The organism is Methanothermobacter sp., assembly GCF_030055435.1.
Classification (GTDB): domain Archaea; phylum Methanobacteriota; class Methanobacteria; order Methanobacteriales; family Methanothermobacteraceae; genus Methanothermobacter.
The window spans coordinates 17,552-42,768 of the sequence record NZ_JASFYG010000007.1; the positions used below are offsets into that span (position 1 = coordinate 17,552).

Annotated in this window: 25 protein-coding genes and 5 tRNA genes; 4 read left to right on the forward strand and 26 right to left on the reverse strand. The window is 48.1% G+C overall.

Going from position 1 to position 25,217, the window contains the following annotated elements; genetic code table 11:
- Positions 1-7 precede the first annotated feature (7 nt).
- From rpoA1 to QFX30_RS08225, 12 genes are all read right to left on the reverse strand, one after another.
- Positions 8-2,620 (reverse strand): DNA-directed RNA polymerase subunit A', encoded by a 2,613-nt coding sequence (rpoA1, locus tag QFX30_RS08170; RefSeq protein ID WP_300490721.1) that lies wholly within the window; start codon positions 2,618-2,620, stop codon positions 8-10.
- 38 nt (positions 2,621-2,658) lie between these two features.
- Entirely contained in the window at positions 2,659-4,470 is a 1,812-nt protein-coding gene (gene rpoB / locus QFX30_RS08175; protein WP_300490723.1) for a DNA-directed RNA polymerase subunit B, read from the reverse strand.
- A 23-nt stretch (positions 4,471-4,493) separates the two neighbouring features.
- On the reverse strand, positions 4,494-6,038 hold the full coding sequence (locus QFX30_RS08180) for a DNA-directed RNA polymerase subunit B'' (RefSeq protein ID WP_300490725.1): 1,545 nt from the start codon (positions 6,036-6,038) through the stop codon (positions 4,494-4,496).
- A 59-nt stretch (positions 6,039-6,097) separates the two neighbouring features.
- On the reverse strand, positions 6,098-6,331 hold the full coding sequence (locus QFX30_RS08185; protein ID WP_300490728.1) for a DNA-directed RNA polymerase subunit H: 234 nt from the start codon (positions 6,329-6,331) through the stop codon (positions 6,098-6,100).
- A 42-nt stretch (positions 6,332-6,373) separates the two neighbouring features.
- Positions 6,374-6,447 (reverse strand) — tRNA-Lys (locus QFX30_RS08190).
- 8 nt (positions 6,448-6,455) lie between these two features.
- A tRNA-Asp gene (locus QFX30_RS08195) sits at positions 6,456-6,527 on the reverse strand.
- Positions 6,528-6,661: 134 nt separating this feature from the next.
- A tRNA-Tyr gene (locus tag QFX30_RS08200) sits at positions 6,662-6,734 on the reverse strand.
- A gap of 44 nt (positions 6,735-6,778) precedes the next feature.
- Positions 6,779-6,853 (reverse strand) — tRNA-Pro (locus QFX30_RS08205).
- A 7-nt stretch (positions 6,854-6,860) separates the two neighbouring features.
- Positions 6,861-6,934, reverse strand: a tRNA-Thr gene (locus QFX30_RS08210).
- A 92-nt stretch (positions 6,935-7,026) separates the two neighbouring features.
- Positions 7,027-8,226: a phosphoglycerate kinase gene (locus QFX30_RS08215; protein ID WP_300490950.1), complete on the reverse strand. Its 1,200-nt coding sequence runs from the start codon at positions 8,224-8,226 to the stop codon at positions 7,027-7,029.
- 31 nt (positions 8,227-8,257) lie between these two features.
- A complete protein-coding gene (gene tpiA / locus QFX30_RS08220; RefSeq protein ID WP_300490953.1) occupies positions 8,258-8,926 on the reverse strand; it encodes a triose-phosphate isomerase in 669 nt (222 codons plus the stop codon).
- Positions 8,927-9,105: 179 nt separating this feature from the next.
- Positions 9,106-9,876: a transglutaminase domain-containing protein gene (locus QFX30_RS08225; protein WP_300490731.1), complete on the reverse strand. Its 771-nt coding sequence runs from the start codon at positions 9,874-9,876 to the stop codon at positions 9,106-9,108.
- 524 nt (positions 9,877-10,400) lie between these two features.
- Here QFX30_RS08225 and twy1 point away from each other — a divergent pair.
- The 3 genes from twy1 to QFX30_RS08240 all read left to right on the forward strand — a co-directional run bounded on the left by twy1 (position 10,401) and on the right by QFX30_RS08240 (position 13,553).
- Complete coding sequence (gene twy1 / locus QFX30_RS08230; protein WP_300490734.1) at positions 10,401-11,312, forward strand: 4-demethylwyosine synthase TYW1; 912 nt, start codon at positions 10,401-10,403, stop codon at positions 11,310-11,312.
- A 159-nt stretch (positions 11,313-11,471) separates the two neighbouring features.
- Entirely contained in the window at positions 11,472-12,332 is an 861-nt protein-coding gene (locus QFX30_RS08235; protein WP_300490737.1) for a DUF1002 domain-containing protein, read from the forward strand.
- A gap of 135 nt (positions 12,333-12,467) precedes the next feature.
- Positions 12,468-13,553, forward strand: coding sequence for a hypothetical protein (locus QFX30_RS08240; protein WP_300490740.1), 1,086 nt, complete (start codon positions 12,468-12,470; stop codon positions 13,551-13,553).
- A gap of 61 nt (positions 13,554-13,614) precedes the next feature.
- Here QFX30_RS08240 and QFX30_RS08245 read toward each other — a convergent pair whose 3' ends face one another.
- The 4 genes from QFX30_RS08245 to QFX30_RS08260 form a co-directional block, all read right to left on the reverse strand.
- Entirely contained in the window at positions 13,615-13,995 is a 381-nt protein-coding gene (locus tag QFX30_RS08245; RefSeq protein ID WP_300490743.1) for a 4Fe-4S dicluster domain-containing protein, read from the reverse strand.
- 156 nt (positions 13,996-14,151) lie between these two features.
- Positions 14,152-14,592 (reverse strand): hypothetical protein, encoded by a 441-nt coding sequence (locus QFX30_RS08250; protein WP_367186148.1) that lies wholly within the window; start codon positions 14,590-14,592, stop codon positions 14,152-14,154.
- The gene (locus QFX30_RS08255; RefSeq protein WP_367186147.1) at positions 14,577-15,275 is read right to left on the reverse strand and encodes a 4Fe-4S dicluster domain-containing protein; all 699 of its coding nucleotides are present in this window, start codon (positions 15,273-15,275) and stop codon (positions 14,577-14,579) included. Before QFX30_RS08255 ends, QFX30_RS08250 begins: the two co-directional genes overlap by 16 nt.
- Entirely contained in the window at positions 15,272-16,372 is a 1,101-nt protein-coding gene (locus tag QFX30_RS08260) for a hypothetical protein (protein WP_300490747.1), read from the reverse strand. Before QFX30_RS08260 ends, QFX30_RS08255 begins: the two co-directional genes overlap by 4 nt.
- Before the next feature lie 81 nt (positions 16,373-16,453).
- Between QFX30_RS08260 and cdhB the strand changes: the two genes are divergently transcribed.
- Positions 16,454-16,963, forward strand: coding sequence for a CO dehydrogenase/acetyl-CoA synthase complex subunit epsilon (gene cdhB, locus QFX30_RS08265; protein WP_300490749.1), 510 nt, complete (start codon positions 16,454-16,456; stop codon positions 16,961-16,963).
- Between the two features lie 64 nt (positions 16,964-17,027).
- Here the strand turns inward: cdhB and sucC are convergent, their stop codons facing one another.
- From sucC to QFX30_RS08315, 10 genes are all read right to left on the reverse strand, one after another.
- Complete coding sequence (gene sucC, locus QFX30_RS08270) at positions 17,028-18,128, reverse strand: ADP-forming succinate--CoA ligase subunit beta (protein ID WP_300490752.1); 1,101 nt, start codon at positions 18,126-18,128, stop codon at positions 17,028-17,030.
- Positions 18,125-18,685, reverse strand: coding sequence for a 2-oxoacid:ferredoxin oxidoreductase subunit gamma (locus QFX30_RS08275; RefSeq protein WP_300490956.1), 561 nt, complete (start codon positions 18,683-18,685; stop codon positions 18,125-18,127). The genes sucC and QFX30_RS08275 overlap by 4 nt, the downstream gene beginning before the upstream one ends.
- Position 18,686: 1 nt before the next feature.
- Positions 18,687-19,544, reverse strand: a complete 858-nt coding sequence (gene korB, locus QFX30_RS08280; protein ID WP_300490755.1) for a 2-oxoglutarate synthase subunit KorB — start codon at positions 19,542-19,544, stop codon at positions 18,687-18,689.
- Positions 19,545-19,606: 62 nt separating this feature from the next.
- Complete coding sequence (locus QFX30_RS08285; protein WP_300490757.1) at positions 19,607-20,734, reverse strand: 2-oxoacid:acceptor oxidoreductase subunit alpha; 1,128 nt, start codon at positions 20,732-20,734, stop codon at positions 19,607-19,609.
- Positions 20,727-20,930: a ferredoxin family protein gene (locus tag QFX30_RS08290; RefSeq protein ID WP_300490760.1), complete on the reverse strand. Its 204-nt coding sequence runs from the start codon at positions 20,928-20,930 to the stop codon at positions 20,727-20,729. The genes QFX30_RS08285 and QFX30_RS08290 overlap by 8 nt, the downstream gene beginning before the upstream one ends.
- A gap of 155 nt (positions 20,931-21,085) precedes the next feature.
- Complete coding sequence (locus QFX30_RS08295) at positions 21,086-21,448, reverse strand: dihydroneopterin aldolase family protein (protein ID WP_300490959.1); 363 nt, start codon at positions 21,446-21,448, stop codon at positions 21,086-21,088.
- Positions 21,449-21,468: 20 nt separating this feature from the next.
- Positions 21,469-22,191: a class E sortase gene (locus tag QFX30_RS08300; protein WP_300490762.1), complete on the reverse strand. Its 723-nt coding sequence runs from the start codon at positions 22,189-22,191 to the stop codon at positions 21,469-21,471.
- A 31-nt stretch (positions 22,192-22,222) separates the two neighbouring features.
- On the reverse strand, positions 22,223-23,149 hold the full coding sequence (locus tag QFX30_RS08305; protein WP_300490765.1) for a hypothetical protein: 927 nt from the start codon (positions 23,147-23,149) through the stop codon (positions 22,223-22,225).
- 51 nt (positions 23,150-23,200) lie between these two features.
- Positions 23,201-24,511, reverse strand: a complete 1,311-nt coding sequence (locus QFX30_RS08310; protein ID WP_300490769.1) for a DUF515 domain-containing protein — start codon at positions 24,509-24,511, stop codon at positions 23,201-23,203.
- Positions 24,501-25,187 carry an archaetidylserine synthase gene (locus QFX30_RS08315; protein ID WP_300490772.1) on the reverse strand — a complete coding sequence of 229 codons (687 nt, stop codon included), beginning with the start codon at positions 25,185-25,187 and terminating at the stop codon, positions 24,501-24,503. The genes QFX30_RS08310 and QFX30_RS08315 overlap by 11 nt, the downstream gene beginning before the upstream one ends.
- Positions 25,188-25,217 lie beyond the last annotated feature (30 nt).

Sequence of the window (25,217 nt, forward strand, 5' to 3'; positions counted from 1 at the left end):
AATCACCTTACCCCTTTGATTTGAGCCTTATTTCCTCTACGAGTTTGTCGAGGTCCACAATCTTTCCATAGTCGCTCTTGGCAGGGTCTACACCATCTTCACCGAATTTAGTCTGTATTATAACTCCCCTGTTGTCAACGACCTTTCCATCCTCTTTAACGGTGAGGTCCTGGAGGGCATTGACAAGACGTCTCTGCATGTAACCACTCTGGGCTGTACGGATGGCTGTATCCACAAGCCCCTCTCTTCCCCCCATGGCATGGAAGAAGAATTCTATTGGGTCTAGACCTTCCTTGTAACTTGAGTGTACGAATCCACGGGACTTGGCACCCAGTTCTCCCTTCTTGAAGTGTGGAAGTGTCCTGTTATCGTATCCTCTGCTTATTCGTCCACCCCTTACTGACTGCTGTCCCACACAGGCTGTTATTTGTGTGAGGTTGAGCATTGACCCCCTTGCACCTGTAAGTGCCATTATGACAGCATGGTTTTCATCCATGTCAAAGTAGCTCTCTGCTATCTCCCCGGACTTGTCCCTGGCCTCGCCTAGAACCTGCATTATCTTCATCTCCAGGGTCTCCTCAAGGCTTCTACCGGGGAGAGGTTCGAGTTCTCCGTTCTCGTAGGCCTCAATAAGCTGGTCAACCCTGGCCTCAGCATTCCTCAGGTGGGCCTCTATCCTTTCACGGGCCTCCTCCGGGATTTCCTCATCGTTGGTACTTGTGGTGAATCCAGCATGCATTATACCTGCAATTGCAAGCTTTGTTGCTGAGTCAAGGAATTCTCTGGCGGCATCTGTACCATATTCCTTGACTATGTGGTCAAGTATCTTACCTGAGAATGCACCATAGGCTTTCTCATCAATAACACCTGATATGAGCTCACCATTCTCTATGACCACGTATGCATCATTTTCACAGTCCATCTCCACGCATTCCTCACATTTCCTGCATATCTCGGCCCGGTAGACCATGTTGAGGTCATCAGGGAGGACCATGCTGAATATCTCCTTACCTGTCCAGTCACGACCCCTCCTGTCAGGTAGGGGCAGCCCTGCCTTCTTGAGGATCTGGAAAACCTTATCCTCACTGAAAACAGTCCTCTTCCTTGTAAGGAGATAGGCGCCTGATATGTGGTCGTGTATCCCTCCGATGATGGGACCACCGAACCTGGGGGAGAGTATGTGTTCCTGCACCCGCATGAGTGTCTTGGCCTCTGCCCTTGACTCCTCGGTCTGGAATACGTGCATGTTCATCTCGTCCCCGTCGAAGTCCGCGTTGTATGGGGGGCAGACGCAGAGGTTCAGGCGGAAGGTCTTGTAGGGGAGGACGCGGACCTCATGGGCCATCATTGACATCCTGTGGAGTGATGGCTGACGGTTGAACAGGACTATGTCACCATCCTTGAGGTGCCTTTCAACGATGTACCCTGGTTTGAGGTTCTCAAGGACAACATCCTTGGTCTCGTTGTAGATCCTTATCTTTCGGCCGTCTGGCCTTATAACGTAGTTGGCTCCGGGGTGTACATCAGGTCCGTTCTCTATGTACTCCTTCATCTTGTCTATGTTCCATTCTGTAACATAGACCGGTACTGTGACCTCCATGGCTATGATCTCAGGGACTCCCACTTCGTTTATGCTTATGTTGGGGTCTGGTGAGATGACTGTACGGGCAGAAAAGTTAACCCTCTTACCTGAGAGGTTGCTCCTGAACCGTCCCTCCTTACCCTTGAGCCTCTGGGCGAGGGTCTTGAGGGGTCTGCCAGAGCGGTGCCTTGCTGGGGGGACACCGGAGGCCTCGTTGTCGAAGTAGGTTGTCACGTGGTACTGTAGAAGTTCCCAGAGGTCCTCTACGATTAGCTGAGGGGCTCCTGCTTCCATGTTCTCCTTGAGGCGCTGGTTTATCCTGAGGATGTCCACGAGTTTGTGTGTAAGGTCGTCCTCTGATCTCTCACCGGTTTCAAGGGTTATTGATGGTCTCACAGTTACTGGGGGAACAGGGAGGACTGTGAGGACCATCCATTCAGGTCTTGCAACCTCTGGGTTGACCCCTAGGATTAGTGCGTCGTCGTCGGTTATCTTCTCAAGCCTCTCCCTCACTTCGCTGGGTGTTAGCTTATAGTCACCCTCAACTATGGAGACGGGTTTATCCAGTTTTATTTCCTTCTGTTCCTCCTCACAGTGGGGGCACTTCTCGCGTCTGGCCTCGGTGTATATCTCCTTTATTATGGGTGTGAGGCTCTCTTCCTTCTCCATTGCCTCAAGTATCCGCTTTCTGTACTCTTCAATCTCGACCTCTGTGAGCAGGACCCTGCTGCATTTCCTGCAGATTGACCTGAGGATCTTGTGTATCGTGTCCGCGAACCCCACGTGTATAACGGGTCTTGCAAGGTTTATGCTTCCAAAGTGTCCGGGGCACTCACCACCCTTGGCCCCGCATGTCCTGCACCTGAGGCTCGGGTCTATGACACCAAGCCTTGGATCCATGAGCCCGTTCTCGATGGGGTACCCGTCCTCGTCATAGGTGTCCGGTGTTACAATCTGGGTAACGGACATCTTTCTTATATCCTCAGGGGACATGAGGCCAAAATTTATCTGGGAAATTTTCTTTAAAATTCCGCTCAAGGTATTCTCTCCTTTGATTTATTCCCTCAAATCCGTAATCATGCCTTATCTTCCAGTATGAGTTTCGGGAAGATGCATAGACTCTTAAGCTCATCAAGGAGTAATTTGAAGGCGTATGATATCTCCACAGGGAATGACTCTGAGTCCTCACATATTGGACAGTACTTCTTATCCCTTATCTTGTCGTAGATTGCTATCATACCGCACTCGGCACATACCAGTGCCTCGTATTTATCCGATTCATCAAGAAGTCTTTCCTTCAGGGCGAGCGCTGCTCCATGGGCAATCAGACAGTCTCTTTCCATTTCACCGAATCTGAGACCTCCTTCCCTGGCTCTTCCCTCGGTTGGCTGTCTTGTGAGGACCTGCACAGGACCCCTTGATCTTGCATATACCTTGTCTGTTGTCATATGGTGGAGTTTCTGGTAGTAGGCCACGCCTATGAATATCTCAGCCTCTATCCTTTCACCGGTTATTCCGTTGTAGAGTGATTCCACACCTGCACTTTCAAATCCATTGGCTTTGAGGGCCTTCTTTATGTCCTTCTCTTCCTCTCCGGTGAATGGTGTTCCGTCCACCCTGCGGCCCTCCATGCATGCAGCCTTACCTGCAAGCATCTCAAGGACCTGCCCAACTGACATCCTTGATGGTATAGCGTGGGGGTTTATTATGAGGTCTGGCACAACACCGTCCTCGGTGAAGGGCATGTCCTCCTGGGATACTATGAGGCCCACAACACCCTTCTGACCGTGCCTTGATGCGAATTTGTCACCGAGTTCGGGCTGTCTCTGTTCCCGCACCCTTATCTTGGCGAGCCTGCTCCCCTCAACGGTTTCTGTTAGGAGGACAGCGTCAACTATTCCCTTTTCACCGTGTCGAACGGTTACTGAGGTTTCTCTTCTACGCTCCGCCACTGTTCCGAACTCATCGATTTCTTCCAGGAACCTTGGCGGTGATGTTTTACCTATGAGGACGTCACCTGAGGATACCACCGTCTCGGGGTTTATTATGCCGTCCTCGTCAAGGTGCCTGTAGTCGCTCTCTGACCTGTAGCCCCTTACCCCCTTTTCAGGTATCTCGAAGCGGTCCTCCTGACCACCGGGGTATCTTCGCTCTGCGGCCTCGTAGGATCTGAAGAATGATGACCTTGCAAGTCCCCTCTCAAGGGATGCTTTGTTGAGTATCAGTGCGTCCTCCATGTTGTAGCCCTCATAGGACATTACGGCTACAACGAAGTTCTGGCCTGATGGCCTCTCATCGTAGCCGGTCACGTCTATTATCCTTGTCTTGACTAGGGGGACCTGGGGGTGGTGGAGGAGGTGTGCACGTGTATCTGTCCTGAGGTCATAGTTGGATGCATATAGACCAAGGGCCTGCTTGGTCATCCCTGCCTCCATGGTGTTCCTTGGTGACGAGTTGTGGTTTGCGAATGGAATGATACCTGCACATATCCCCAGCATGGTGGATGGGTCTATCTCAAGGTGGGTGTGTTCGTCTGTGATGTCCTCCGGACTCATTGCTATGTAGGCGTTTTCCTCTTCCTCGGCATCCAGATACTCTATTATGCCTTCATTTATGAGGTCATCCCATTCCATTTCCCCTGATTCAAGTTTTTCAAGGTGTTCCTCCTTTAAGAGAGGTTCGCCGTCCTTTACAATGATCAGGGGTCTTCTGGCCCTTCCAGGGTCTGTGAATATGTATATTTCATGGTTTTCAGGGTAATGGGTTATGTTCATCTCAGGGGAGACCTCTCCGGATCTCCTCTTCTCCCTCATCTCCTGTACGAATTCTTCAGGGTTTTCACAGGTCCCTATAAGTTTCCCGTTAATGTAAATCTTGGTTTTACTCACTTGACAGCCTCCCGGTGGAAAAATTAGTTCAGAACCCCCATTTTTTTGATTACCTCCTCGACCTCCCTGGCATCTGAACCCTCGGATATCTTTGCAAGGAGGGCGAGGTTCTTAACAAGACCACAGTTTGGGCCCTCGGGGGTCTCGTTGGGGCAGATCTTACCGAACTGTGTGGGGTGAAGGTCCCTTGCCTCGAAGTGTGGCTGGCTCCTGCTGAGGGGGGAGACAACCCTTCTCATGTGGGATAGTGTACCCATGTAACTTGTTCTGTCCAGGAGCTGGCTTACACCTGCCCTTCCACCAACCCAGTTACCTGTTGCGATGGCGTGTTTGAGGTTCTCTGTGAGGACGTCTGACCTCACAGCCTGCTTTACTGAGGGCTCCTTACCCCTTGCAAGGCTCCTCTCCAGCTGGTAGCTCATGTCTCTGCTGAGACTTGTGAAGGCCACCCTCAGGAGGTCCTCCATGAGGTCACCTGAAACCCTGAGCCTCTTGTTGGTGTAGTGGTCCTTATCGTGGGGCTTTCGCTCACCGGATATAACCTGGAGGAGCATCTCGGTCATTTCAGCCAGGTATATCGCCTTCTCTAGTCTCTTATCTGGTTCTGTTCCTATGTGGGGGAGGAGGTAGCGGTCGATGACATCCTCGGCCCTTTTTATCCGGTAGTCCTCGGTCATGCCCTTGGCGACCCGGTTACCGATGTATCTTATGGCACTCCTTACAAGGTACTCCCTTCTCTCCTCCTCGTCCAGTTTCTCCATTTCATCCTTTTTGAGGTTCAGCTTGTCCAGCGAGACCTGTATGTCGTCGGCTGCGATCATCTGGTAGTTGAAGTCATCTGATATGCTTGTTATGATGTCCTGGTCAGTTGCAAGTCCAAGGGCCCTTAGCAGTATCACAAGCGGGAGTTCTCCCGGCACGTAGGGGAATGATATCCTGAGAAACACTCCGCTCTTCCTTGGCTTCCTGTATTCAAGGGATATCCTGGCCCTGAAACCACTTCTTATAGAGGTGACTATTGCCCTGGCCCTGTTTTCATCCTCTTCCCCTATCCTCTCAAGTATTATCTTGTTTGGGGCTATTTCCTCCATGGTGACGATTGATCTCTCTGAACCGTTGACGATGAAGTATCCGCCGGGGTCCGCGGGGTCCTCACCCTTTTCAATGAGTTCATTCTTGCTGAGGCCATGGAGGTGGCATATCTCTGATTTAAGCATAACCGGTAGTTCACCGATGTAGACCTTTTCGAATTCTGTTTCAGGACCCCCCTCCTTTATGAGTCTCATTTCCAGACTCATGTGGGCTGAGTAGGTTAAATTCCTGAGCCGTGCCTCTGTTGGGTATATCTTGCTTTTTGATCCGTCCGCCTCCTTAATGAAGGGTTTTTCTATGCTTACCTTTCCGGTCTCTACGCGATACTTTCCCTGTTCCAGCTCTATGGGTTCGCTTGTGTCGATTATCTCCTGTATACGGTTACTCACGAAGTCATTGTAGGAATGTATGTGGTGGTCCACAAGGTCGTATTTGTCAAAAAACGCGTCTACCAATCCCCATGCACTTTTTTTCATGGACTTCCTCCAAAACAAATTAAATGATTGATTATGAGCCTACGGTTTTAACCAAAAAATTAGTCCTGTACGAGTCTATAAGTAATAAATTCTTCGGCAGTTGGACTCTTGCGGATTATTTTCACAATATCCCCCCTTTTAGCACCTATGGCCTTCACCACAGGGTCTGTTGTTTTAATTTTCGGAAGCTGTTCTGGATGCGCATCCAGTTCTTTCAGCACCCTTTTTGCTTCAGAATCATTTAAAACCACGTGTTCCGGAACCAGATGATGTTTCAAGATTTCCGTCTTCACAATTTAGTCCTCCAGATAAAAAGTCACCGTAAAATTAGATAGCGGGCCCGACGGGAATTGAACCCGCGACCACTTGGTTAAAAGCCAAGCGCTCTGCCAGACTGAGCTACGGGCCCTGAAGGAACGCCCTGGCCGGGAATTGAACCCGAGTCGCGGGCTCGACAGGCCCGCATGATAGCCCCTACACCACCAGGGCAGGTCTCCAGAATGAGAGCATTACTGTGTTCTCTCGTTACCTGCTTATATACTTTACCATTGCTGTATGACATACATATTATGAATTCCATTTTCTTAGTATTTAAAGGTTTCACACCATTGGAGTTGGTGAAGTCCCGCCTGCCGGACTTGAACCAGCAACCCTCGGATCTACAGTCCGATGCTCTGCCAATTGAGCTAAGGCGGGTTGATATACATCATTGGGGGTGATGTATATTTAAGCCTTTTGGATGGGACCACCCGGATTTGAACCGGGGTCTCAGGCTCCCAAAGCCCAAAGGATCGACCAAGCTACCCTATGGTCCCCTTAGGAAGCCCCGGACGGGAATTGAACCCGCGACCACGAGATTACAAGTCTCGCGCTCCACCAGACTGAGCTACCGAGGCATTTCCAATGTTAGTAACTACTCATTTATATAGTTTGTGGTTGATTTCTGCGGGCACCATGGAGGGGAGGTTCAGCACCTCCCATTATGGGGTTAGTGGGGCGCGGACTCCTCAAGTACCCTCACAGCAGGCAGCTCCTCACCTGCAAGGAGACTTATGCTGGCACCGCCCCCACTGCTTATGTGCCCTATCTTATCCTCAAAGCCCATTTTGGCAGCTGCGGCGGCAAGATGACCCCCACCTATTATTGAGAAAGCCTGCGATGATGAGATGGCATTGAGTATATCCTCAGTGCCTATGCTGAAGTCAGGGTTTTCAAATACACCTGCAGGTCCATTTGCGAAAAGGGTTCTGGCCTCACGTATCTTCTCAGCATAAAGTTTTATTGTCTCCATACCTATATCCTGTATTGGATGGTTCGGTATCTTTTTGACGGATACATCTACCCTCTTACCATTCCTGCTGATCGCAACATCAATGGGAACCAGTATTTTCTCAGGGAACCTCTTTTTTAGCTTCTTTGCCACCTTTATGAAGTCACAGTAACCCCTCTCCTTTATGAACTCCATGTTCACTTTTCCTATTTTGACACCACAGCCTGCCAGGAATATATTGGCGACAAGGCCCGTTGTGAGTACAAGGTCTGCGCTGCCATTTTCGAGGACGTTCTTCATGACCATGATGGAGTCATCGACCTTCACCCCTCCCAACACATATACACATGGTCTTTCAACATTTTCAAGGGCACTTCTGAGTGTTCTGAGCTCACGCTCCATGACCCTGCCTGCAGCTGAAGGTAACCTCAAGGCAAAACCTACAAGTGATGGCTGGGATCTGTGGGCAGCTGCAAAGGCGTCGTTTATGAAGTAATCAATGAGGGGTGTGAGTTTCCTCACAAGGTGTGTCTCTGCCTGTTCCTCAGGCTCCCTTTTAAGAACCTCCTCTGAGTAAAACCTTACATTCTCGAGGAGGAGTATTTCGCCATTCTTAAGTTCTTTGATGCTCTCCCTTGCTGCGGATCCGAATATGTCTTCCACGTACCTGACAGGCCTTCCCAGTATCTCTGAGAGTTTATAGGAATGCTGTTCAAGGGTTGTGAAGTCTTTCTTTCCTGGTCTGCTCTGGTGGGCCATTATAACTGTCCGGGCCCCCCTATCTGAGAGTTCTCTTATTGTCTCTGCATGGAGCCTCATCCTTGTGTCATCGAGTATTACGCCACTCTGGGGATCCACTGGCGAGTTTATATCAACACGTACAAGCACGGTCTTTCCCTCAACCTCAAGGTCATCCATGGTTCTGAATTTGAAGGACACGGGATCACCGTCACACTTTGCTTACAAGGTCCAGAAGTGCGTCCCTTGAGCTTTCTGCCAGTATGATGCCCGAGGCAAGAAGAACACCCTCGGCCCCAAGGTCGAGGGCGGCCCTCATGTCCTCACCGGTGGATATTCCTGCCCCGCAGAGGACGCTGACATCAGGGTTTATATCCTGCACTGCACTGACGCTTCCTCTTATAACCTCTGGTTCTGCCTTTGAAACAGGTATGCCTGACCCTATGAGTTCAGGGGGTTCAACGGCCACGAAATCTGGTTTGAGGGCTGCTGCGGCCGCTGTTGTGCTCACATTGTTGGTGCATACGACTGAGGTCATTTTAAGTTTCCTTGTTCTTGATATGACACCTTCAATGTCTGCAAGTTTCATTCTTTTCTCTGAGTGGTTTATGAGGGTGCCAGCTGCCCCCGCCTCAAGGGCACATTCTGCAAGTATGCCTCCTGTGTGTCCCCCAGCCTCAATGGGGTCGAGGTGCTGGGCCAGTACTGGTATATCAACGGCCTCAGCCACCTGCTGGAGGTCCATGTGCTGGGGTGCAACTGCGATGTTAACGCCTGTTTCATCTGCAACCTCCTGGCAGGCACATGCAAGTTCAAGGGCTCTTTTACCTGTTGACTCAATGTAGGTCTTAAAATTCAGTATGACGATAGGTGTCTCCATCAACTCCAAATCCTCCGGCATGATTCTGATGTTCATAGGTATGGTTGATGTGTTATAAAAATATGTCATCTGGATTTGCCGGACTTTTATTTTGGAAATAAAAAAGCAGATCTATATAACGAATTTTTTGAATTATCATAGAAGCGCAGGGTGAGAATAAAAAATAGGTAAACATTATACTACATGTTGTAGGTCCGCACAACACATGTTGCGCGCCCACAGGTTGCAGTATAATGTTTACTTCCATAACGTTTGGTTACCAGTGACGGTTCAAAGCTTGTCCATCTTCCCTCAGAGTATACGTGTAGCCATCTGTGTCTTGATGACGCAGATGTGGCTCCCTGGACGACCTTCACCTTGTAGCCATTTGCAGCAAGTTTCTTTGCTGCCCAATCAGAGAGTCCCCAGCAGTCTCCGTACCCTGTCCTTTCAACACCTTCAGCGGTGTGAGGACCTCCTGCCCGGTGATTGAAGTGTCTGTTGATGTACGATGCAAGTTTTTCAAGGCCCTCGTCGCCCTGTAGATCATTAAGATCGTCAGAACTCGCAGACAGGGTATATGCTCTTCTGGAAGTTGTTGTGTAGGTTGCCTTTGTATGGTACCTCTTGTGACTTGTAGTTTTATAGGTCGCCTTTGTCCGGTATCTCTTCTTTGTTGTGGTCGTGTAGGTTGCCTTTGTTGTGTACTTGTTCTTTATTCTTTTATTTGATTTGGCATAGACCTTACTGTATTTACTGTACTTTGAGGCTGCATCAACTCTGGGTGTGGATTCTGATTTAACCTTTATCTTTTCGCCACTGGCTTCTGAAGATCCCATCTGCCCGAATGTTATGGTACTCACTGCTACCGCAAGTGCGAGTAGAGCGAGGTAACGCGAGTGTCTCTTAATTTTACCGCCTCCGATAATGGCAGGCCATACCTGCCGGAACTTACTATGGACCTTAATCACATCAAGCTTATATATAAACTTTTGTTTCCCGAATAAGACAAAAAGGCTTATATACGCCTTCTTTCTGGATTTGGGAGCATCTGGTAAAGAATTGATTGTAGGTCCCAAATTCTTTTTTGAATGTTTTATTTCACCCAGAAGGAAATTATGATGGTTTAAAAAATGTTTGAATTGCTTTTAAATCCTTTCAACAATTTTAGATAAAATATGCTTATTTTAGACACTTTAAAACTCTTAAAACCGCTTAAGAATACGTATATATTTTATCAGTGTTTTAAAACTCCGTTAAATGTTATAACTATTTAATAATTTGGGGAAGATATATATTAACATTTCAGATGGCAAATCACCCACTTCAGCATCACTCCAACATGTATTTTATATTATAGAAAGATAACGAAAATTAACATTGCATCATCATGGACAGTTTGAGATGGGTTGGCAATGTATTTGGAAGAATCTCTTATAGAAAGATAACGAAAATTAACATTGCATCATCATGGACAGTTTGAGATGGGTTGGCAATGTATTCGGAAGAACCTCAGAGAAAAATGGAAAAAATGGGATACCGTTTTGTAGGCGATAACAGGCATTCAGCAGTTAAAACTTGCCTCTGGACGAAGAAAAGCATGATCAATGAGGGCGTCTGTTACAAGGAGAAGTTTTATGGTATCAGAAGTCATAGATGCCTTCAGATGTCTCCTAGTGTACATTTCTGCCAGCAAAAATGCCTTTTCTGCTGGAGGGACCTCTCTTCAACAGAAACAGCTTGGAATGGTCCCTATGATGAGCCGGCGGATATAATTGATGGGGCGATCGAGGCACAGAGGAAACTTCTCTGCGGCTACTTTGGCAATGAAAGGGCAGATAAAATAAAAGTTATGGAGGCGCAGGATCCCACAAATGCTGCAATATCCCTTGCAGGTGAACCCCTCCTCTACCCTGACATGGACGGGCTCCTTGCCGAGTTCCATAAGAGAAACTTCACAACTTTCCTTGTAACAAACGGCCTTGCATCCAGCAATCTTGAGGCACTCTCTGTTGAGCCAACACAGCTTTACATATCCCTTGACGCCCCTGACAGGGAAACCTACGAGAAACTCTGCAGACCCCAAATCCCTGACGCATGGGATCTTCTCAAAGGGTCCCTTGAGATCATGCCATCCTTTAACTGCAGAAGGGTTCTCCGCATAACAGCCGTCAGGGACATCAACATGAAGAAACCCGAAATGTTCGCGAGGATGATAGAAAGGGCCCAACCAGATTTTGTTGAGGTCAAGGCCTACATGTACATAGGTTACTCAAGAAAGAGGCTTGAAATTGATAACATGCCCCTCTTCTATGAGGTCCATGAATTTGCAGATAGCATTGCAGAGAGCTGTGGAATGGAGATCGTTGACGAGTCAAGGGAAAGCAGGGTTGTTCTCCTGTCATAAGTTTTATTTTTTTCTATGGCTTTTTTGCTTAATCATGTAACAGGAACTTTATTTTCGGTTTTTTGTGGCGCGTGTCAGAATAGGGGCTTTTGTTGCCGTGGTCACATTAATACATATAAATAGCTCTTCATGTATTAATTAATAACTGGAGGTATTGTTATGAGACGACTTATCATTGCGCTTTTGGTTGCATTCATGGTGACAGCCCCGGTATTTGCAGTTTCCGGGTTCTCTGTGACTCTTGGGGAGGCAACAGACAGCAACCCATCATACAGGAACGCGGTGATGGACTACTTCAAGTCAAAGACAGATAAGGATATCAATAGCGCAAATATAAAGATTGTAACAGCATCTGAGGTAAATGAGGTCTCCAGGGGAGTTACAGGTCGTGTATACTCGCCATCACAGATACTCTCCTGTGCCATGGTTGACCTTTCATACTCAGATGGAATCAAGGTCTCTGTGGATACCGGTAAGATAAGGGTCGTGACCCCTGAGATGTATGCCAGTGCCCTACGGTCATCTGGTATTGACCGCGGCTACGTGGTTGTAACATCTCCGGTACCTGCCTCAGGGGAGGCAGCCCTTGCGGGTGTCCTGAAGTCGTATGAGGTGGCTGTGGGTGAGGAGATACCTGAGGAGGCCAAGAAGGCATCTGTTGAGGAGATCTACCTCCAGAGCAGGCTTGTGAATGAAACCAATGCAACCGGTGATGAGGTGGCACAGCTATTTGATGAGGTCAAGAACAGGACATGGGACCAGAACATTCATAGCCCTGATGAAATAAAAAACATTGTCGTTGATGTTTCACAGCAGATGAATATCAACCTAACAGAAGATCAGGTTCAGCAGGTTGCAGATTCGATTTCAGCATCCCAGAGGGTCCAGGGAAACCTCACGGAATTTAAACAGAGGCTTGAAAGTGTGAGTCAGCAGTTTGGGGGATCAGTTATCCTTGATCAGATCTATGCATTTCTACAGAGCATCTATGACTACATTGTGGGGATGACGTCCCCATAAACTCTTTTTTTGTTCATGCTCACTGATCAATGGGATGGCATCCTTTCACTTACTTTATCTGTCAGGGCTATCAGTCAATTCAGATAGCCGCTCGGAGAATGATATATATTAATAGGTTAATACAATATCCCTATCATGTTTATAGCTCAGAATAACCTTCAGTTCATACTTGAAGTTGCAGTGATAATTCACGTTGGCATAATACTCCTCTTCAATGTGGTTGCAGTACCTCTGAGTCTTGTGATGTTCCTTGGAACGGTGATCACGGTTATACTGGCTCTGATATTCTCATTTGATGCCGCCTTTCTCCTCCTGCCATTCCTCTCACACCATGAGTTCACACACCCCTTTGGTCCATTCGCGGTTCTATTCTGGGTTACAATGGTGGCGTCATCAAATCTCCTCACAGAGGCAGGTATAAGGTCTACATCGGTTAAGAAACTCTCACTGCTTCTCTTCTTCATAATTGCAATTGCAGGGGGACTCATGCATCGATCATTCCTGGTTCTATGGCTCCTTGGGTGGGTGTTCGGGTACTTGCTCATGTCAAAGAGTTTCAGGAGGAGCACAAGGATAACCAGAAAATCGATTCTATCATTCGTCCTTGCAGGTGCAGGAGCATTTGCACTGATGGAGTTCCTATCAAAGGTTCTCCATAAAAGTGTTCTAAGTCCCATGCTCAGGATCACAAGGCTCGAGGAGAACACCGTCCCAAGCCTTTCGCTGGTACTTAAGAATACCACATTCTGGGGCCATGTTCAGGGGTCCTGTTACTGGAAATCAGCCTGCCTAGGTGGCGCTGATGGGTACATAACTCTTCCAGTTACCATGATACAGAACCTGGGGCTCCCCTACCACATATTCTATGGGGTTCTGGTTGTAAAGAAGGACTACATAGACTACATGCTGCCAGGTATATTTGCGGTAGCCTTTGATGCAGGGTTTTTTGGTCTGTTCTTCCTCCTGGGATGGGTCATGATAGTCACATTCTCTGGCCTCACCGTCCTTAAAAAATATCAGGAGCAGAGGCTCAATGGGAGCAGAATGTACCTGGGTAGGGAGGCCCTGCTCATAGGTTCACTGGCGGCTTTCCTCTCACAGAGCCTTGTGGGCCTTTTCATATTCAACAGGTCCTTTAACTCATCGGCCCTGCTCACCTATATAATAATATCAGCCCTTGTAATGGCACATACTGTCACTGTGAAGAGGACCATTCAGTGAGTTTTGCGATGACATGGTTTTCCTGATCATTAAAGTCCGATGGGGCTGTGAAGAGGACCATTCAGTGGTGTTTACTGATTTCCACTCTGAGAAGACTGCTGGGGCATGCCTCAATACATGCCGGAATCAGAACTTCAGCATCAAGGCACAGGGCGCACTTGTCTGCCACCAGATCTTCAAATATTATGCATCCTTCAGGACAGGCCTCAAGGCAGAGTCTGCAGCCGACACACATTTCAGGGTCAATGACAGGAATATTATTTATTATCTTAACTGCACCAACCCTGCAGGCACTTAGACAGGGGGCGTTGCTACACTGTCTGCAGAATACAGGTTTTTCTGCGTATTTCATTTTTTTCTTACCATGAACCTGCTGGCAAGCCCTGACACAGAGGCCACAGCCTGAGCACATCAGCTCATTTTTAATTACTATTCCGCCCATGGGATCACCTGATGATTGTGGGCTCCTTTACTGGCTCACGTGGTTTCCAGTTCTTTTCCCTCAGTATCTCCAGTATATCATCTTTATGCTTGTAGGGGATCTCCCTCTCATTCCTTACGAAGAGATCAATATCCGCAGGTAGATCGCCGTAATATTTCAGGTGGAGGTCAATGTAGTTTTCAGGTGGAGGTCAACGTAGTTGCTGAGCTTCACCATTCGCCCTCGGGGTGTGTCGTTGGGTCTTATGCACATCTTTGAAGCCATAACCAGGCATTCGTTGATACTCTCCGCCGCGTAGGTCAGGTGGGGTGGGGCCGGTTCAGAGGTGACCATGCTGTCATCAGCCCTATCCCTTATTACCCTTGGGCGGGATTCACCCAGGTAAAGCCTGCGGTACTTTGATGCATGGGGGCCAAGAACTGCAGGTATGCCCCACCTGTTTGCACCTGTGACTATTGCAAATGCCTTCTGTGACATGGCACCCCATCCTATCACACAGACACCTATCCTGTTGAGTATGTAATCTGCTATTTCAGCGGTGTTTCCTTTCATGGATACCTTTGCAAATATGCTGGCTATCTTTATGGCGCTTCCAATGGCATGGGAGTTCCCGACACATGGGCCGAGGTTGAGAAGTCCTCCCCTATCGAAGTCTCCAGGGTATTTCTCATAGAGTGTTCTGCCCTCGTCATCAGGTGTGAGGGTATATCCATGGCCGCACATCCTGCTGCAAGTACTAGATAGCCCCTTTTGAGGAACTCCTCTGCGATTATCTGCGCATCCCTTTCACCTGAGGGGTAGTTGGAGCATCCTGCCAGTGATATGACACCGGGTATATCACCAAACACTATCGGGGCACCCATCCTCCTTATCTCTATATCCTGTATCGGCCCCCTGCCTGCCCTTATGAAGAATCTTTCAGGGGTTTCTCCGCGTGATTCTCCTATGATATCTAGGATGGGCACTCCCATAGGGCACACCTCCATGCACCGACCGCAGCCACTGCAGCTTTCATAGAGGGTCCTCATGGCGCGTAAGTCACCCTTCTTTGCCTCATCTATTGCCTCCATGATGGGCAGCATTGCCGGGCAGACACGGTTGCATTCCCCACATAGTTCACAGTATCCCAGTACTGAATTTAGGTCAAGATCTTCCTGTCTTCCTGGTTTCCTGGCTGGCGTGCAGTTTGAATCACAGGGTGAGCACCTCACACAGTTCACCCTGAAACGGTCTGATGTTTTGGGGTCCCTGCCACGGGTAAGCTGAAGTGCAAGGTTCACAGCAACATGGCAACCTTTTTTTCATCCTTTATAAGAACTCCCGGTATTTTCTCCTGCATTATCCTGTTTATTATCCTGTAGGGGTTCTCTCCAGTCATGTCCTCAAGGCCCATACTGCACTTGTCACTTGTTGCAACCACAACCATCCCCATCTCACTGCACACATCATATACATCTGAGCGTATACACTGTTCATCCAGTACAACCACATCTGGAATTCCTGATCTGAGGAAGGTGAGCTGCCTTGATATGGGCCCAACTATCTTCGATGATTTTGAGTACCTGCCCATCTCCATGGCTGTGCAGCAGAGGCCACAGATCTCGATTTCCTCCTCAACACCGATATTCTCTGCGTAGTCTATTATCTCAGCTGAGGGCGCTATGTTGTGCCCTATGCAAAGTATTACCGGTTTTTCACTGTCTATAACGTCCATTCCAATTTCCAGCATGTGCGTATCTGCTTTGCCTGTGGGGAGGCCATAATGGTTTATCTGTGCTATCTCGGCCACTTCAAGGGCCATGATATCCAACATGCCGGCATGGAGGGCCTTTGACTCGAAATCGGTTACATCAGCCTCCTGACCGGTATGAACTGAGGCCATGAGATTTGTGAGCTCCCTTTCTATGTATGTCATTATCCTGTCGAGGTCCTCTGGTGTTTCAGGATCTATACCGGTTACTGTGGTGGATATTGGTGTCTTTATGTCTATTGAACTATCATAATGGAGTTCTGATGTGGGGTTTTTCTCGATAAGGGTTTCCACGAGGTCCCTTGCGTGGGCTGCATGTGCTGATGCACCTATAACTGCAGTTGATAGGGTCTCCCTTGCCTGCTGTTTCTCGAGGTTTATACCGCAGGCTCCCCTCTTACCCAGAAGGTCACATTTGCCGTAGCTGCACATGCAGCATAGGTCACAGAGGGGTGCATAGAATGGCTTGAAATGGGATAGGAGATTGAGGTCCCATTTTCTAAGCTCATTGTAATCCATAGACGCCCTCTTGCTCTCGCATGATTTTCTTTTGAGGTATTCGTCAATTTCACCGAATTCAAGGTGAAGTCCCTTAACATTTATTGTATCCTTTGATGCTCTTGGCATGCTGTCACCATATGCCATCAACTATAAATATCATTATTAATCATTATAATTGTAAAGGCAGTATTTAAATGTTGTGAAAGCATGACCGCATGGAACCCAGCTTTAACATCAATAAGGAATGCAACCGTCATGCCACCAGAAATGGTTGCATTGACAATAAAAAAATCTGAAAGACCACTCATGGTGGTGGGGTCACTGGTAAATGACCTTCCCCATGATATACTGGACAGGATAGTTAAAATAATAAAAAAAGGGAAAATGGAGGTTGCTCTAACAGGAGGGTCCAGTCTCAGGATAAATGAACTGAGAAGGAAAAACATAATAGGGGTAATCGAACTTGTAAACAACCTCAAAAATCCTGACTGGGAGGGCTTCGATGGAAATGGCAATTATGACCTTGTATGCTTCATAGGTGTTCCCTATTACATAGGTTCACAGGGTCTCTCAACCCTCAAGGCCTTTGCACCCCACCTTAAAACAGTGACCCTCTGCAGGTACATGCATCCAAATGCAGACATCTCATACCCCAGCATGAAATACACAGAATGGCTCAGATGGCTCGATAAACTCATAGTTGCCCTAGAGCAGTAGGTCATGAAAAATTAGATGGCAGGGTCTGATATTGCAGCCGGGTCATGAAAAATTAAATATTCTTTCAGAGGGCCTTTGATATTTCAACAGCCTTCTCAGCGGCCCTCTCAAGGGAGGTCTCAAAGGGAATCCCTGCATCCTTGAGTATCCTCTGACCCTCCTCCTCATTGGTTCCTGTGAGCCTTATTACAAGGGGCACATCCCTCTCGGCATCCTTCAGGGCATTCACAACACCCCTTGCAACATCATCTGCCCTTGTTATACCGCCAAGCACATTCAGGAACACCACCTTCACATCATGGTGGGATATTACAAGGTTTATGGCCCTTCTTATGATGTCCTCTGAGGCACCACCACCTATATCAAGGAAGGTGGCGGGTTCACCCCCCTTCAGTTTTATGAGGTCCATGGCTGTGAGTGTCAGACCTGCACCGTTCCCTATCACTGCAATGTCCCCCTCAAGTTTAACAAAGGCGAACTCCTCTGGTTCATACTCATCCAGTTCCATGAATTCACGGTGACGGTAGATGGAGTCATCATCCACCTCAAGCTTTGCATCTGCTGCAATAACATCATCACCTGAAAGTACAAGGGGGTTTATCTCAGCAAGCCTCGCATCGTACTTCTTGAAGAGATGGTAGAGCTTCCATATCACAGCCCCCACCTTCGGTATGAGTTCACTTTCAAGGCCCATCTTCCTTGCTATCTCCCTTGCCTCATAGGGGAGAAACTCATCAAGAGGGTTTACATGGTAACGCACTATCTTCTCAGGGGATTCTGCTGCAAGTTCCTCAATATCAACTCCCCCCTCACTGCTTGCCATTATAAGGGGCATCCTGGCTGCCCTATCAATAACTACACTCACATAGAATTCCCTGTCGATGGGGATCTTCCTTTCAACCAGGACAGATTTAACCTCCTCTCCCTTAACCCGGGATGCAAGTAGATCAGCAGCAACATCAGCTGCAGCTTCTGGTGTTGCAAATCTTATACCCCCCGCCTTTCCCCGGCCACCTGTGAGGACCTGTGCCTTGATGGCAACCTCCGAGCCCATGCTCTCAGCGACCTCAGATGCCTCCTGGGGGGTCCTGGCGACGGATCCCTCAGGGACGGGTATGCCCTCATTTCTGAATATTTCCTTGGCGCTGTACTCATAAAACTTCATTTCTGTCCCTCCATGATAAGTTCACGACCTGCCTGGAATGCCATGATGTTCTTTTCCTCAGTACCCGGAGGCACACTGCTCTTTATGGCCTCCTCAGCGGCCCTGACACTTACAACTCCAGTGGCCTCTGTGAGGGCCCCTATCATCACCATATTGGCCACGATGGTTATACCGACCTTCTCCTCGGCTGTCCTGGTGGCAGGCGCACGGAAGTAATTGATGTTTCTCTTCTCCACAAAGTCCCGGATTTCATCCTCAATTACCATGTCCGGGTCGACAATGAGGGTTCCACCGGATTTGAGATCGTCCATGTAGGTCAGAAGTGCCTGGTGTGACATTGCAACGAGTATATCAGGGCTCTGGACCTTGGGGTAGTCTATCTCCTCGTCACTTATAACAACCTCTGCCCTTGAGGCACCACCCCTTGCCTCTGGTCCATAGGACTGGGTCTGTACAGCGTAAAGGCCATCATATAAACTTGCAGCTTTACCCAGAACGATTCCGGCAAGTATAACACCCTGACCACCGAATCCAGCAATTCTGATTTCCTTCCTCACTTCAATCATCTCTGTAGGCTGATTTGATTATATCAATTTTTCCGGATTTCTCTTTAATCATCTCATAGATCCTGTCACATAGTTCAGGGCGCGGTGCATCAGCAAATTCACCGATGATGAGTTTTCCCTCGACCTCTTCGGGATCCATTTTGAGGGCCTTCCGCCGGTTGATACTGTTCTCCTTCATGAATTTCATCATCTCAACCGGGGACCGCATCCGGTTCTTTCTCCCGAAGTAGGTTGGACACTGTGAAACGGCCTCTATGAACGAGAAACCCCTGTTCTTGAGTCCCTTCTTTATGGAGTTTGCAAGCTGCAGGGGGTGGGCGGCTGTCCATCTTGCAACGTAACTTGCACCGGCGGCCTTGACGAGTTCAGAAAGATCAAATGGTTCCTCAAGTGCACCGTATGGTGCCGTGGTACCGAAACTCCCCTCAGGGGATGTGGGGCTTATCTGCCCCCCGGTCATCCCGTATATGCTGTTGTTTATGCAGATAACTGTTAGGTCAATATTCTTTCTTGCCCCATGTATGAGATGGTTTCCACCGATGGCTGCGGCGTCACCATCCCCGGTGAACACCACAACATTCAGGGAGGGGTTGGCAAGTTTGAGCCCGCTTGCGAAAGCTATGGGCCGCCCATGGGTTGTGTGGAGCGAATCGCATTTAACATAACCAGGGATCCTTGATGAGCAGCCTATACCTGAAACCATTGCAATGCTGTCAAAGTCAACTCCGGCCATCTCCATGCCCTTAAAGAAGGTGTTGAGCACTATACCGTTACCGCAGCCTGCACAGAATATGTGGGGGAGTCTATCCCTCCTAAGGTACTTGAGGTATGGGTTTTCCTTTACATTCATCTGGACACTCCTTCATTTCATCTTATATGGTGTGTGTTTCTTACAGTCAACGGGGCACCCCCTCATTTCATCCCCAGAATCTTGTTTAGGATCTCATCGGGGTGGTGGATCTCACCACCAATCTTTGGAAGCAGTTCCACCTCGGCCATGCCTGAGGCAACTCTCTGAACCTCATAGAACATCTGCCCCAGGTTCATTTCGACAACCAGAAGCTTCCTTGATGACTCAGCTGCTTTCCGGATTTCAGTCTCAGGGAACGGCCATGGTGTGTTTATCTTGATGTAACCCGCCTTCACACCCTCGGACCTGGCCATCTTAACTGCGGTTGCAACTGAACGTGAGGGTGCGCCGTATGAGATGACCGTTATGTCTGCATCATCGGTGTACTCACCCTTAACATCTACTATCTTATCTCTGTGGTTCAGTATCTTGTCACAGAGTCTCTTCACGAGTTTCTCGTGGCCCTCAGGGTTTGAAGCATCAGGGTATCCCCTCTCATCATGGGTGAGTCCTGTCACAGGTATCCTGTACCCATCCCCAAAGGCTGGCATCTCAGGGATGAAGTCTCCCTGTGGTTTGAATGGGATGAACTCACCGGGGGGACTTTTGGGTGACTTTCTCTTTCTGATCTCCACTCTCTCGGGTATGGTTATCTTCTCCCTCATATGACCAACTATTTCGTCGCTGAGGACCACCACAGGCACCCGGTATTCCTCTGCAAGGTTGAATGCCCTCACAGTGAAATCGAAGCACTCCTGCACAGAGGATGGTGAGAGGGCTATTATTTCATAGTCCCCATGTGAACCCCATCGTGCCTGCATCATATCACTCTGTGATGCCATTGTTGGCTGTCCGGTTGAAGGTGAACCCCTCTGGACATCCACAATCACGAGTGGGGTTTCTGTCATGGCAGCGTAGCCGATATGCTCCTGCATGAGGGAAAAACCAGGCCCTGAAGTGGCGGTCATTCCCTTAACACCACCCCACACAGCACCTATAACTGCCCCGAGGGCACTGATCTCATCTTCCATCTGAACAAAGACTCCGCCTTCCCTTGGAAGAAGAACTGCAATCTCCTCAGCTATCTCTGTGGATGGTGTAATGGGGTAACCTGCAAAGAACCTGCAGCCGGCACTTATGGCACCACGGGCGCAGGCATCATTTCCCTGAATAAAGTACTCCTCAGTCATCGTCATACACCACTATCGCCTGATCAGGACAGATGAGCATGCATAGCTTGCATCCCGTACATTTATCCAGATTTTTAGGGATGGGTTCATGCACGCCCTTTCTGTTGAGTTTCTCCGACCTGACATAAACCCCTTCAGGGCAGAACTCCCTGCATATGTCACATCCCTTACAGAGATCTGAATTTATCTTTATCATGGTAATCTTCCATCAAGGTTCTTATCATAGCTTTAATTTAGGAATTTAAATAATTAATCAAGACAGATTTTTGGGTAGTCACCGTGGATATGATGTCTCCTTCACATACATGAGGGTAACCTCCGCAGTTGGGTTCAGATTCCCAGACTTTACAATCAATCCTTCACATACATGAGGGGATATCTCAGTTCATCAAGGTACTCGAGGCAGACAGTAATCCTTGATGAACCATATTCCACCGTTAACCTCACCCTTAGCATTTCCCCTGTGAGAGAGGCATAACCGAATTCTCCAGCAGCCTCCCTTACCATATCCCTGTCTATATGGACCTCCGCATCCTTGATTGCTGGCTGAAGCTTTATGGATTCTGCAATTGCACCCTCAAGGCCGTCAACGGTTTCAAGGTTAACAGGGGTTCCGACGAACTGGTGGAAAAGGGCACCCATACTTATGCCACCCTCAAATATGGCTCTTTCCCGGTCTGATAGATTTGAAAAGTACTCTTCTCCCGGTTCTATCATTTTAAACACCTGATTCACTACAGTCCAAATATTGAGTTAAATTCAATGAGCTTCTCTGATATGAATTCTGGCGGAATAGGGAATATGTAAGCCAGCAACAGAAAGAGTGTGAGGCTTATTACCGCTGCAAGGAGAAGCCTCCTATCTTCATAAACAGGATAGAGTCTGGTGATCAAAAGACCTCCCCCAAGGAATCCAAGTATTATGAAGAGCGAATAGTACCTCTTGGGGTTCTCCACCTTGAGATTTCTCTGGTAGGGCTCCATATCCTCAAGCTGACACTCCACTATCAGCCTCTCCCTTGTTGATCCAAGGGGGTGGCATGTGATGAGAAATAGCCTCGCCCCCTGATTCACTGGGATCTGGTAGGATGCTGGTACGATGAATGATCGATTAACCCTGTAACTCGCAAGGCCAACACCTGGCCAGTTAAGACGAACCTCATCCCCTGGCTTCAACTTATCAAGCTTCAGGAAGGGTGAACCGTAGAGTGTCCTGTGCCCGAAGAGTATGACGGTTCTGTTACCAGGGGGATAGGACATGGGTTCATGGTAGACTCCATAGAAAACGGATCGGTTGTTGATGGTCTCCTGGAGGTTAATGGATGGTATCTCAATTACCGGCGCCCTGATGTCAGGGTTCTGAACAATTACCTGTGAGGAGTAGAAACTCACCTCAAGAAGGGCGTAGAGTGACACTATGAACATGCCTGCAATTATAAGAAAAGTTGCCAGCCTCATGAATGTCCCCATAAAAAATTAAGGTGGATGATTAACGTATGATCCTTGTGTAGGCAACTGCGGCTGTAGTCACAAGCACACCTATCACCAGTGGACCGTAGGGGGCACCCGTTTTAGCACCTGGAACAGATGATGAACCGGTTGTCCCCTGAAGAGTGCCTGGCGGGTAATACCCCCCACCACTGGTTGAACCGTTACCCCCGCTTACCTTAGCAGGCCATTCATAGGTGTATACAAACCTCTGTGAGGTCTCGGGGTCCATTGTGACATCCCATGCAGCAACCTGTGTGCTCACAAAGAGATCATCATCCACAAAGGCTTTTGGTGAACTGTAAACGAGCTTTGAGTTTGTAGGAGCAATGGGGGCCCTCACAATACCTGAAACCTTTTCATTATCGATGTTGATCAGAGTGAAACCAAAGGTTCCCTTCCAGTATTTGAGGTCCAGTGATGGGTTTAGGACCTCTATTTCATTGGGCATGAACCATGAGGACATGAGGCCTGGTTCATTTATAAGTGACCAGTAGTTGCTGTCATCTGACTCAACGTTAACGATGTAAGTGGGTATCTCACCCATCTCACCTGTGGCCCTCAGGCCAAAGGAAACGGTTTTTGTCTCCCCAGGCTTCACCTTCCAGCCATAGTCACCTCCGAGTTCAGGCGTCCTTGACTTGACCATTTTAACTGCCGCTGGATCCGTCCACTGGATGAGCCACTTAATCGTGTTGTTCTCTGAAAGACTTCCCTGGTATACTTGTCCTATCTTGAAGTATTGGACATTGTTGTCATTGTTCTTTATCTTCACAGTTATAACAGCGGTCAGGTCCTTCAACCTGAAGCTGGTTGCAGATGGTTTTTCAGAAACCCAGGTCTCCTTGGCGGCTGACCCTGTATCAGGAACTCCCACAATGGAAAGCATGAACACAGCAGCTATAGCAATGTACACCCATTTTTTCATAAACATCCCCACCTAAATATTAAATAAAATTTAATAAATCTTTTGACTTAATCAGCCGTATATTCTCTGCAGCTCCCGGATCATCCATTCAGGGGCGTTCTGTGTTGGCACGGTCAGAACGATGCTGTTCATGTTCTGTATCAGGAAGAGGACATCCTCTCTGGGGACTTCAAGTATTATGAGGTAGTTGGCATCCAGTTCTCCCAGATTTGATGACCTCTCATAATCAGAAAGCCTTATACCGTAGTTCTGGAGTATAGCGTTGATTTCGGCTTCATTCAGGCCACCGGAGGCAGCTGCCCTCAGGAGCTGCTCCACATCTGTCGATGATGTCCTCTCATTTTCACTCTGTGAGGTGATGGTGTTCAGTGTTAATCGTTGGCTGTTGAGTATCCGCGCATCCACTGTACCGCTATCCTTGGATCTGAGAATCGCAAGCACAGTCGCCCCACTTATCCTTGGTGTTGACGTTGCAGTTGATGTATTGTTTCCGGTGGCGTTCTGGTTGAGGTAGACGTCGACCATGTTACCGACACTTATAAGGCCACCTGCAGCCTGCAGCCTTGTGATCATTATTGGGACGGCAACGGTATCAGGGGTCTGGATCTGTGTATTTGAAAGTACGGTTGCATCGGCTTGGCTAACAAATTTCTTTGCATCAGCCACCTTCATTATCACACGCTTTTCCTGGCCGTTATCTGTGTAATTAACCATAACCCTACCGACACGGTCCTTCTTGATATTTATCTGCTGGTTTTGATAGGTACGCCACGACTGTGTTGCGGGACCCACAACGTCAACTGCTAGGGCCTCTTCTGGTGTAACAGCGGCATCTATCTGCGCAAGGATGGCTTGTTTCTGGGGATCAGTTGCAAGGGGACCTTTGAAGAGTGCGTTCACCTCAGCGATTTTAGTGGCCTTGGCGTTCTGCAGCACCTCCTGGTATGGTTGATAGACCAGGAAGTAGTAGCCTGCACCAGCGAGAACCATGAGAATAACACCAAATACAAGGGCACCAACGAGGGTTTTCTGATCTTCTTCCGGAATTTTTCGACCTATACCCCCAGATGGACCTCCAGGTCGTGTAGGTGGGGGTGTAAGTCTGGGCTTGGGCTTTTCATCACCCTTGAGAGGTTTTTCAGGGGGTTTTCTGACCTTTGACTCCTCACGGGATTTCAGCCGTGGCCTTGGCTTTGGCATTGGTCTGGGTTTTTTCTTATCCGAGTCCCCACCACCACCAAATTTACCCACAAGCCCTTTGAGTCTGTCCCCAATTTTTGAGTCATCTTTTCCTCTGTTTTTCCGGAGATCAGGAGGGTTATTCTTCTTATCCTTGTCATTACCTTTAATCTTATCGAGCATTCAGATCACGTCTCATTGGTGTTATAGGCACTGCAATATATGCCACAGTGACCATAAAAAGCATGATAGCTGTGGGACCAGTGCCCATTCCAATTAAACCCGTTACAATTGCTGCCAGTATGAGTATTAAAGCAGCAGGGGCTATTTTATACCCCACACGAGGATATTCTATGCTGCTGACCATTAGGATACTGACAGCGAGCATCAGGGGCCCCACAACCTTATCACTGTAGAATCCTGTGAGATAAAATGATGATATAACAACCGCCGCCACGGGTATGGGGAGTCCCGTAAAGTTTTTCCCACCCCCTGTGAGAACATTGAACCTTGAGAGTCTCAGTATGCCACATATTACTATTAAGAGACCTACTAATATATTAACATATCGAAAATCAGCACTTGTTAGATAAATAAGGATAGCTGGAGCGACACCAAATGAGATTACATCTGAAAGGGAGTCCATGTTTTTGCCAAATCCCTGAGTATCCACTCTACCAGTTCGGCGTGCAACCCAACCATCAAGTGAATCAAAAAGGACAGCCAAAAGCATCAGAATAGATGCAATATCAAAAAACCCATTAATGGACATTAAAATGGAAAAGTAACCTGAAGATGCATTTAAAATTGATAAAAGATCAGGTAATGATATGAAGGATGTTATTTTCTTGTCATTCATCAGCGACACCTGTCCGTATAAAATAATGTG

Coding starts and splice junctions, on each gene's coding strand:
- tpiA (WP_300490953.1), bottom strand. CDS start 8,926: ATGGAGACACCTATCGTCATACTGAATTTTAAGACCTACATTGAGTCA.
- QFX30_RS08315 (WP_300490772.1), bottom strand. CDS start 25,187: ATGAATGACAAGAAAATAACATCCTTCATATCATTACCTGATCTTTTA.
- QFX30_RS08215 (WP_300490950.1), bottom strand. CDS start 8,226: ATGGATGACCTTGAGGTTGAGGGAAAGACCGTGCTTGTACGTGTTGAT.
- QFX30_RS08300 (WP_300490762.1), bottom strand. CDS start 22,191: ATGAGGCTGGCAACTTTTCTTATAATTGCAGGCATGTTCATAGTGTCA.
- twy1 (WP_300490734.1), top strand. CDS start 10,401: ATGTATTCGGAAGAACCTCAGAGAAAAATGGAAAAAATGGGATACCGT.
- sucC (WP_300490752.1), bottom strand. CDS start 18,128: ATGAAGTTTTATGAGTACAGCGCCAAGGAAATATTCAGAAATGAGGGC.
- korB (WP_300490755.1), bottom strand. CDS start 19,544: ATGAATGTAAAGGAAAACCCATACCTCAAGTACCTTAGGAGGGATAGA.
- QFX30_RS08285 (WP_300490757.1), bottom strand. CDS start 20,734: ATGACTGAGGAGTACTTTATTCAGGGAAATGATGCCTGCGCCCGTGGT.
- QFX30_RS08235 (WP_300490737.1), top strand. CDS start 11,472: ATGAGACGACTTATCATTGCGCTTTTGGTTGCATTCATGGTGACAGCC.
- QFX30_RS08245 (WP_300490743.1), bottom strand. CDS start 13,995: ATGGGCGGAATAGTAATTAAAAATGAGCTGATGTGCTCAGGCTGTGGC.
- QFX30_RS08180 (WP_300490725.1), bottom strand. CDS start 6,038: ATGAAAAAAAGTGCATGGGGATTGGTAGACGCGTTTTTTGACAAATAC.
- QFX30_RS08260 (WP_300490747.1), bottom strand. CDS start 16,372: ATGCCAAGAGCATCAAAGGATACAATAAATGTTAAGGGACTTCACCTT.
- cdhB (WP_300490749.1), top strand. CDS start 16,454: ATGACCGCATGGAACCCAGCTTTAACATCAATAAGGAATGCAACCGTC.
- QFX30_RS08305 (WP_300490765.1), bottom strand. CDS start 23,149: ATGAAAAAATGGGTGTACATTGCTATAGCTGCTGTGTTCATGCTTTCC.
- QFX30_RS08240 (WP_300490740.1), top strand. CDS start 12,468: ATGTTTATAGCTCAGAATAACCTTCAGTTCATACTTGAAGTTGCAGTG.
- QFX30_RS08290 (WP_300490760.1), bottom strand. CDS start 20,930: ATGATAAAGATAAATTCAGATCTCTGTAAGGGATGTGACATATGCAGG.
- QFX30_RS08310 (WP_300490769.1), bottom strand. CDS start 24,511: ATGCTCGATAAGATTAAAGGTAATGACAAGGATAAGAAGAATAACCCT.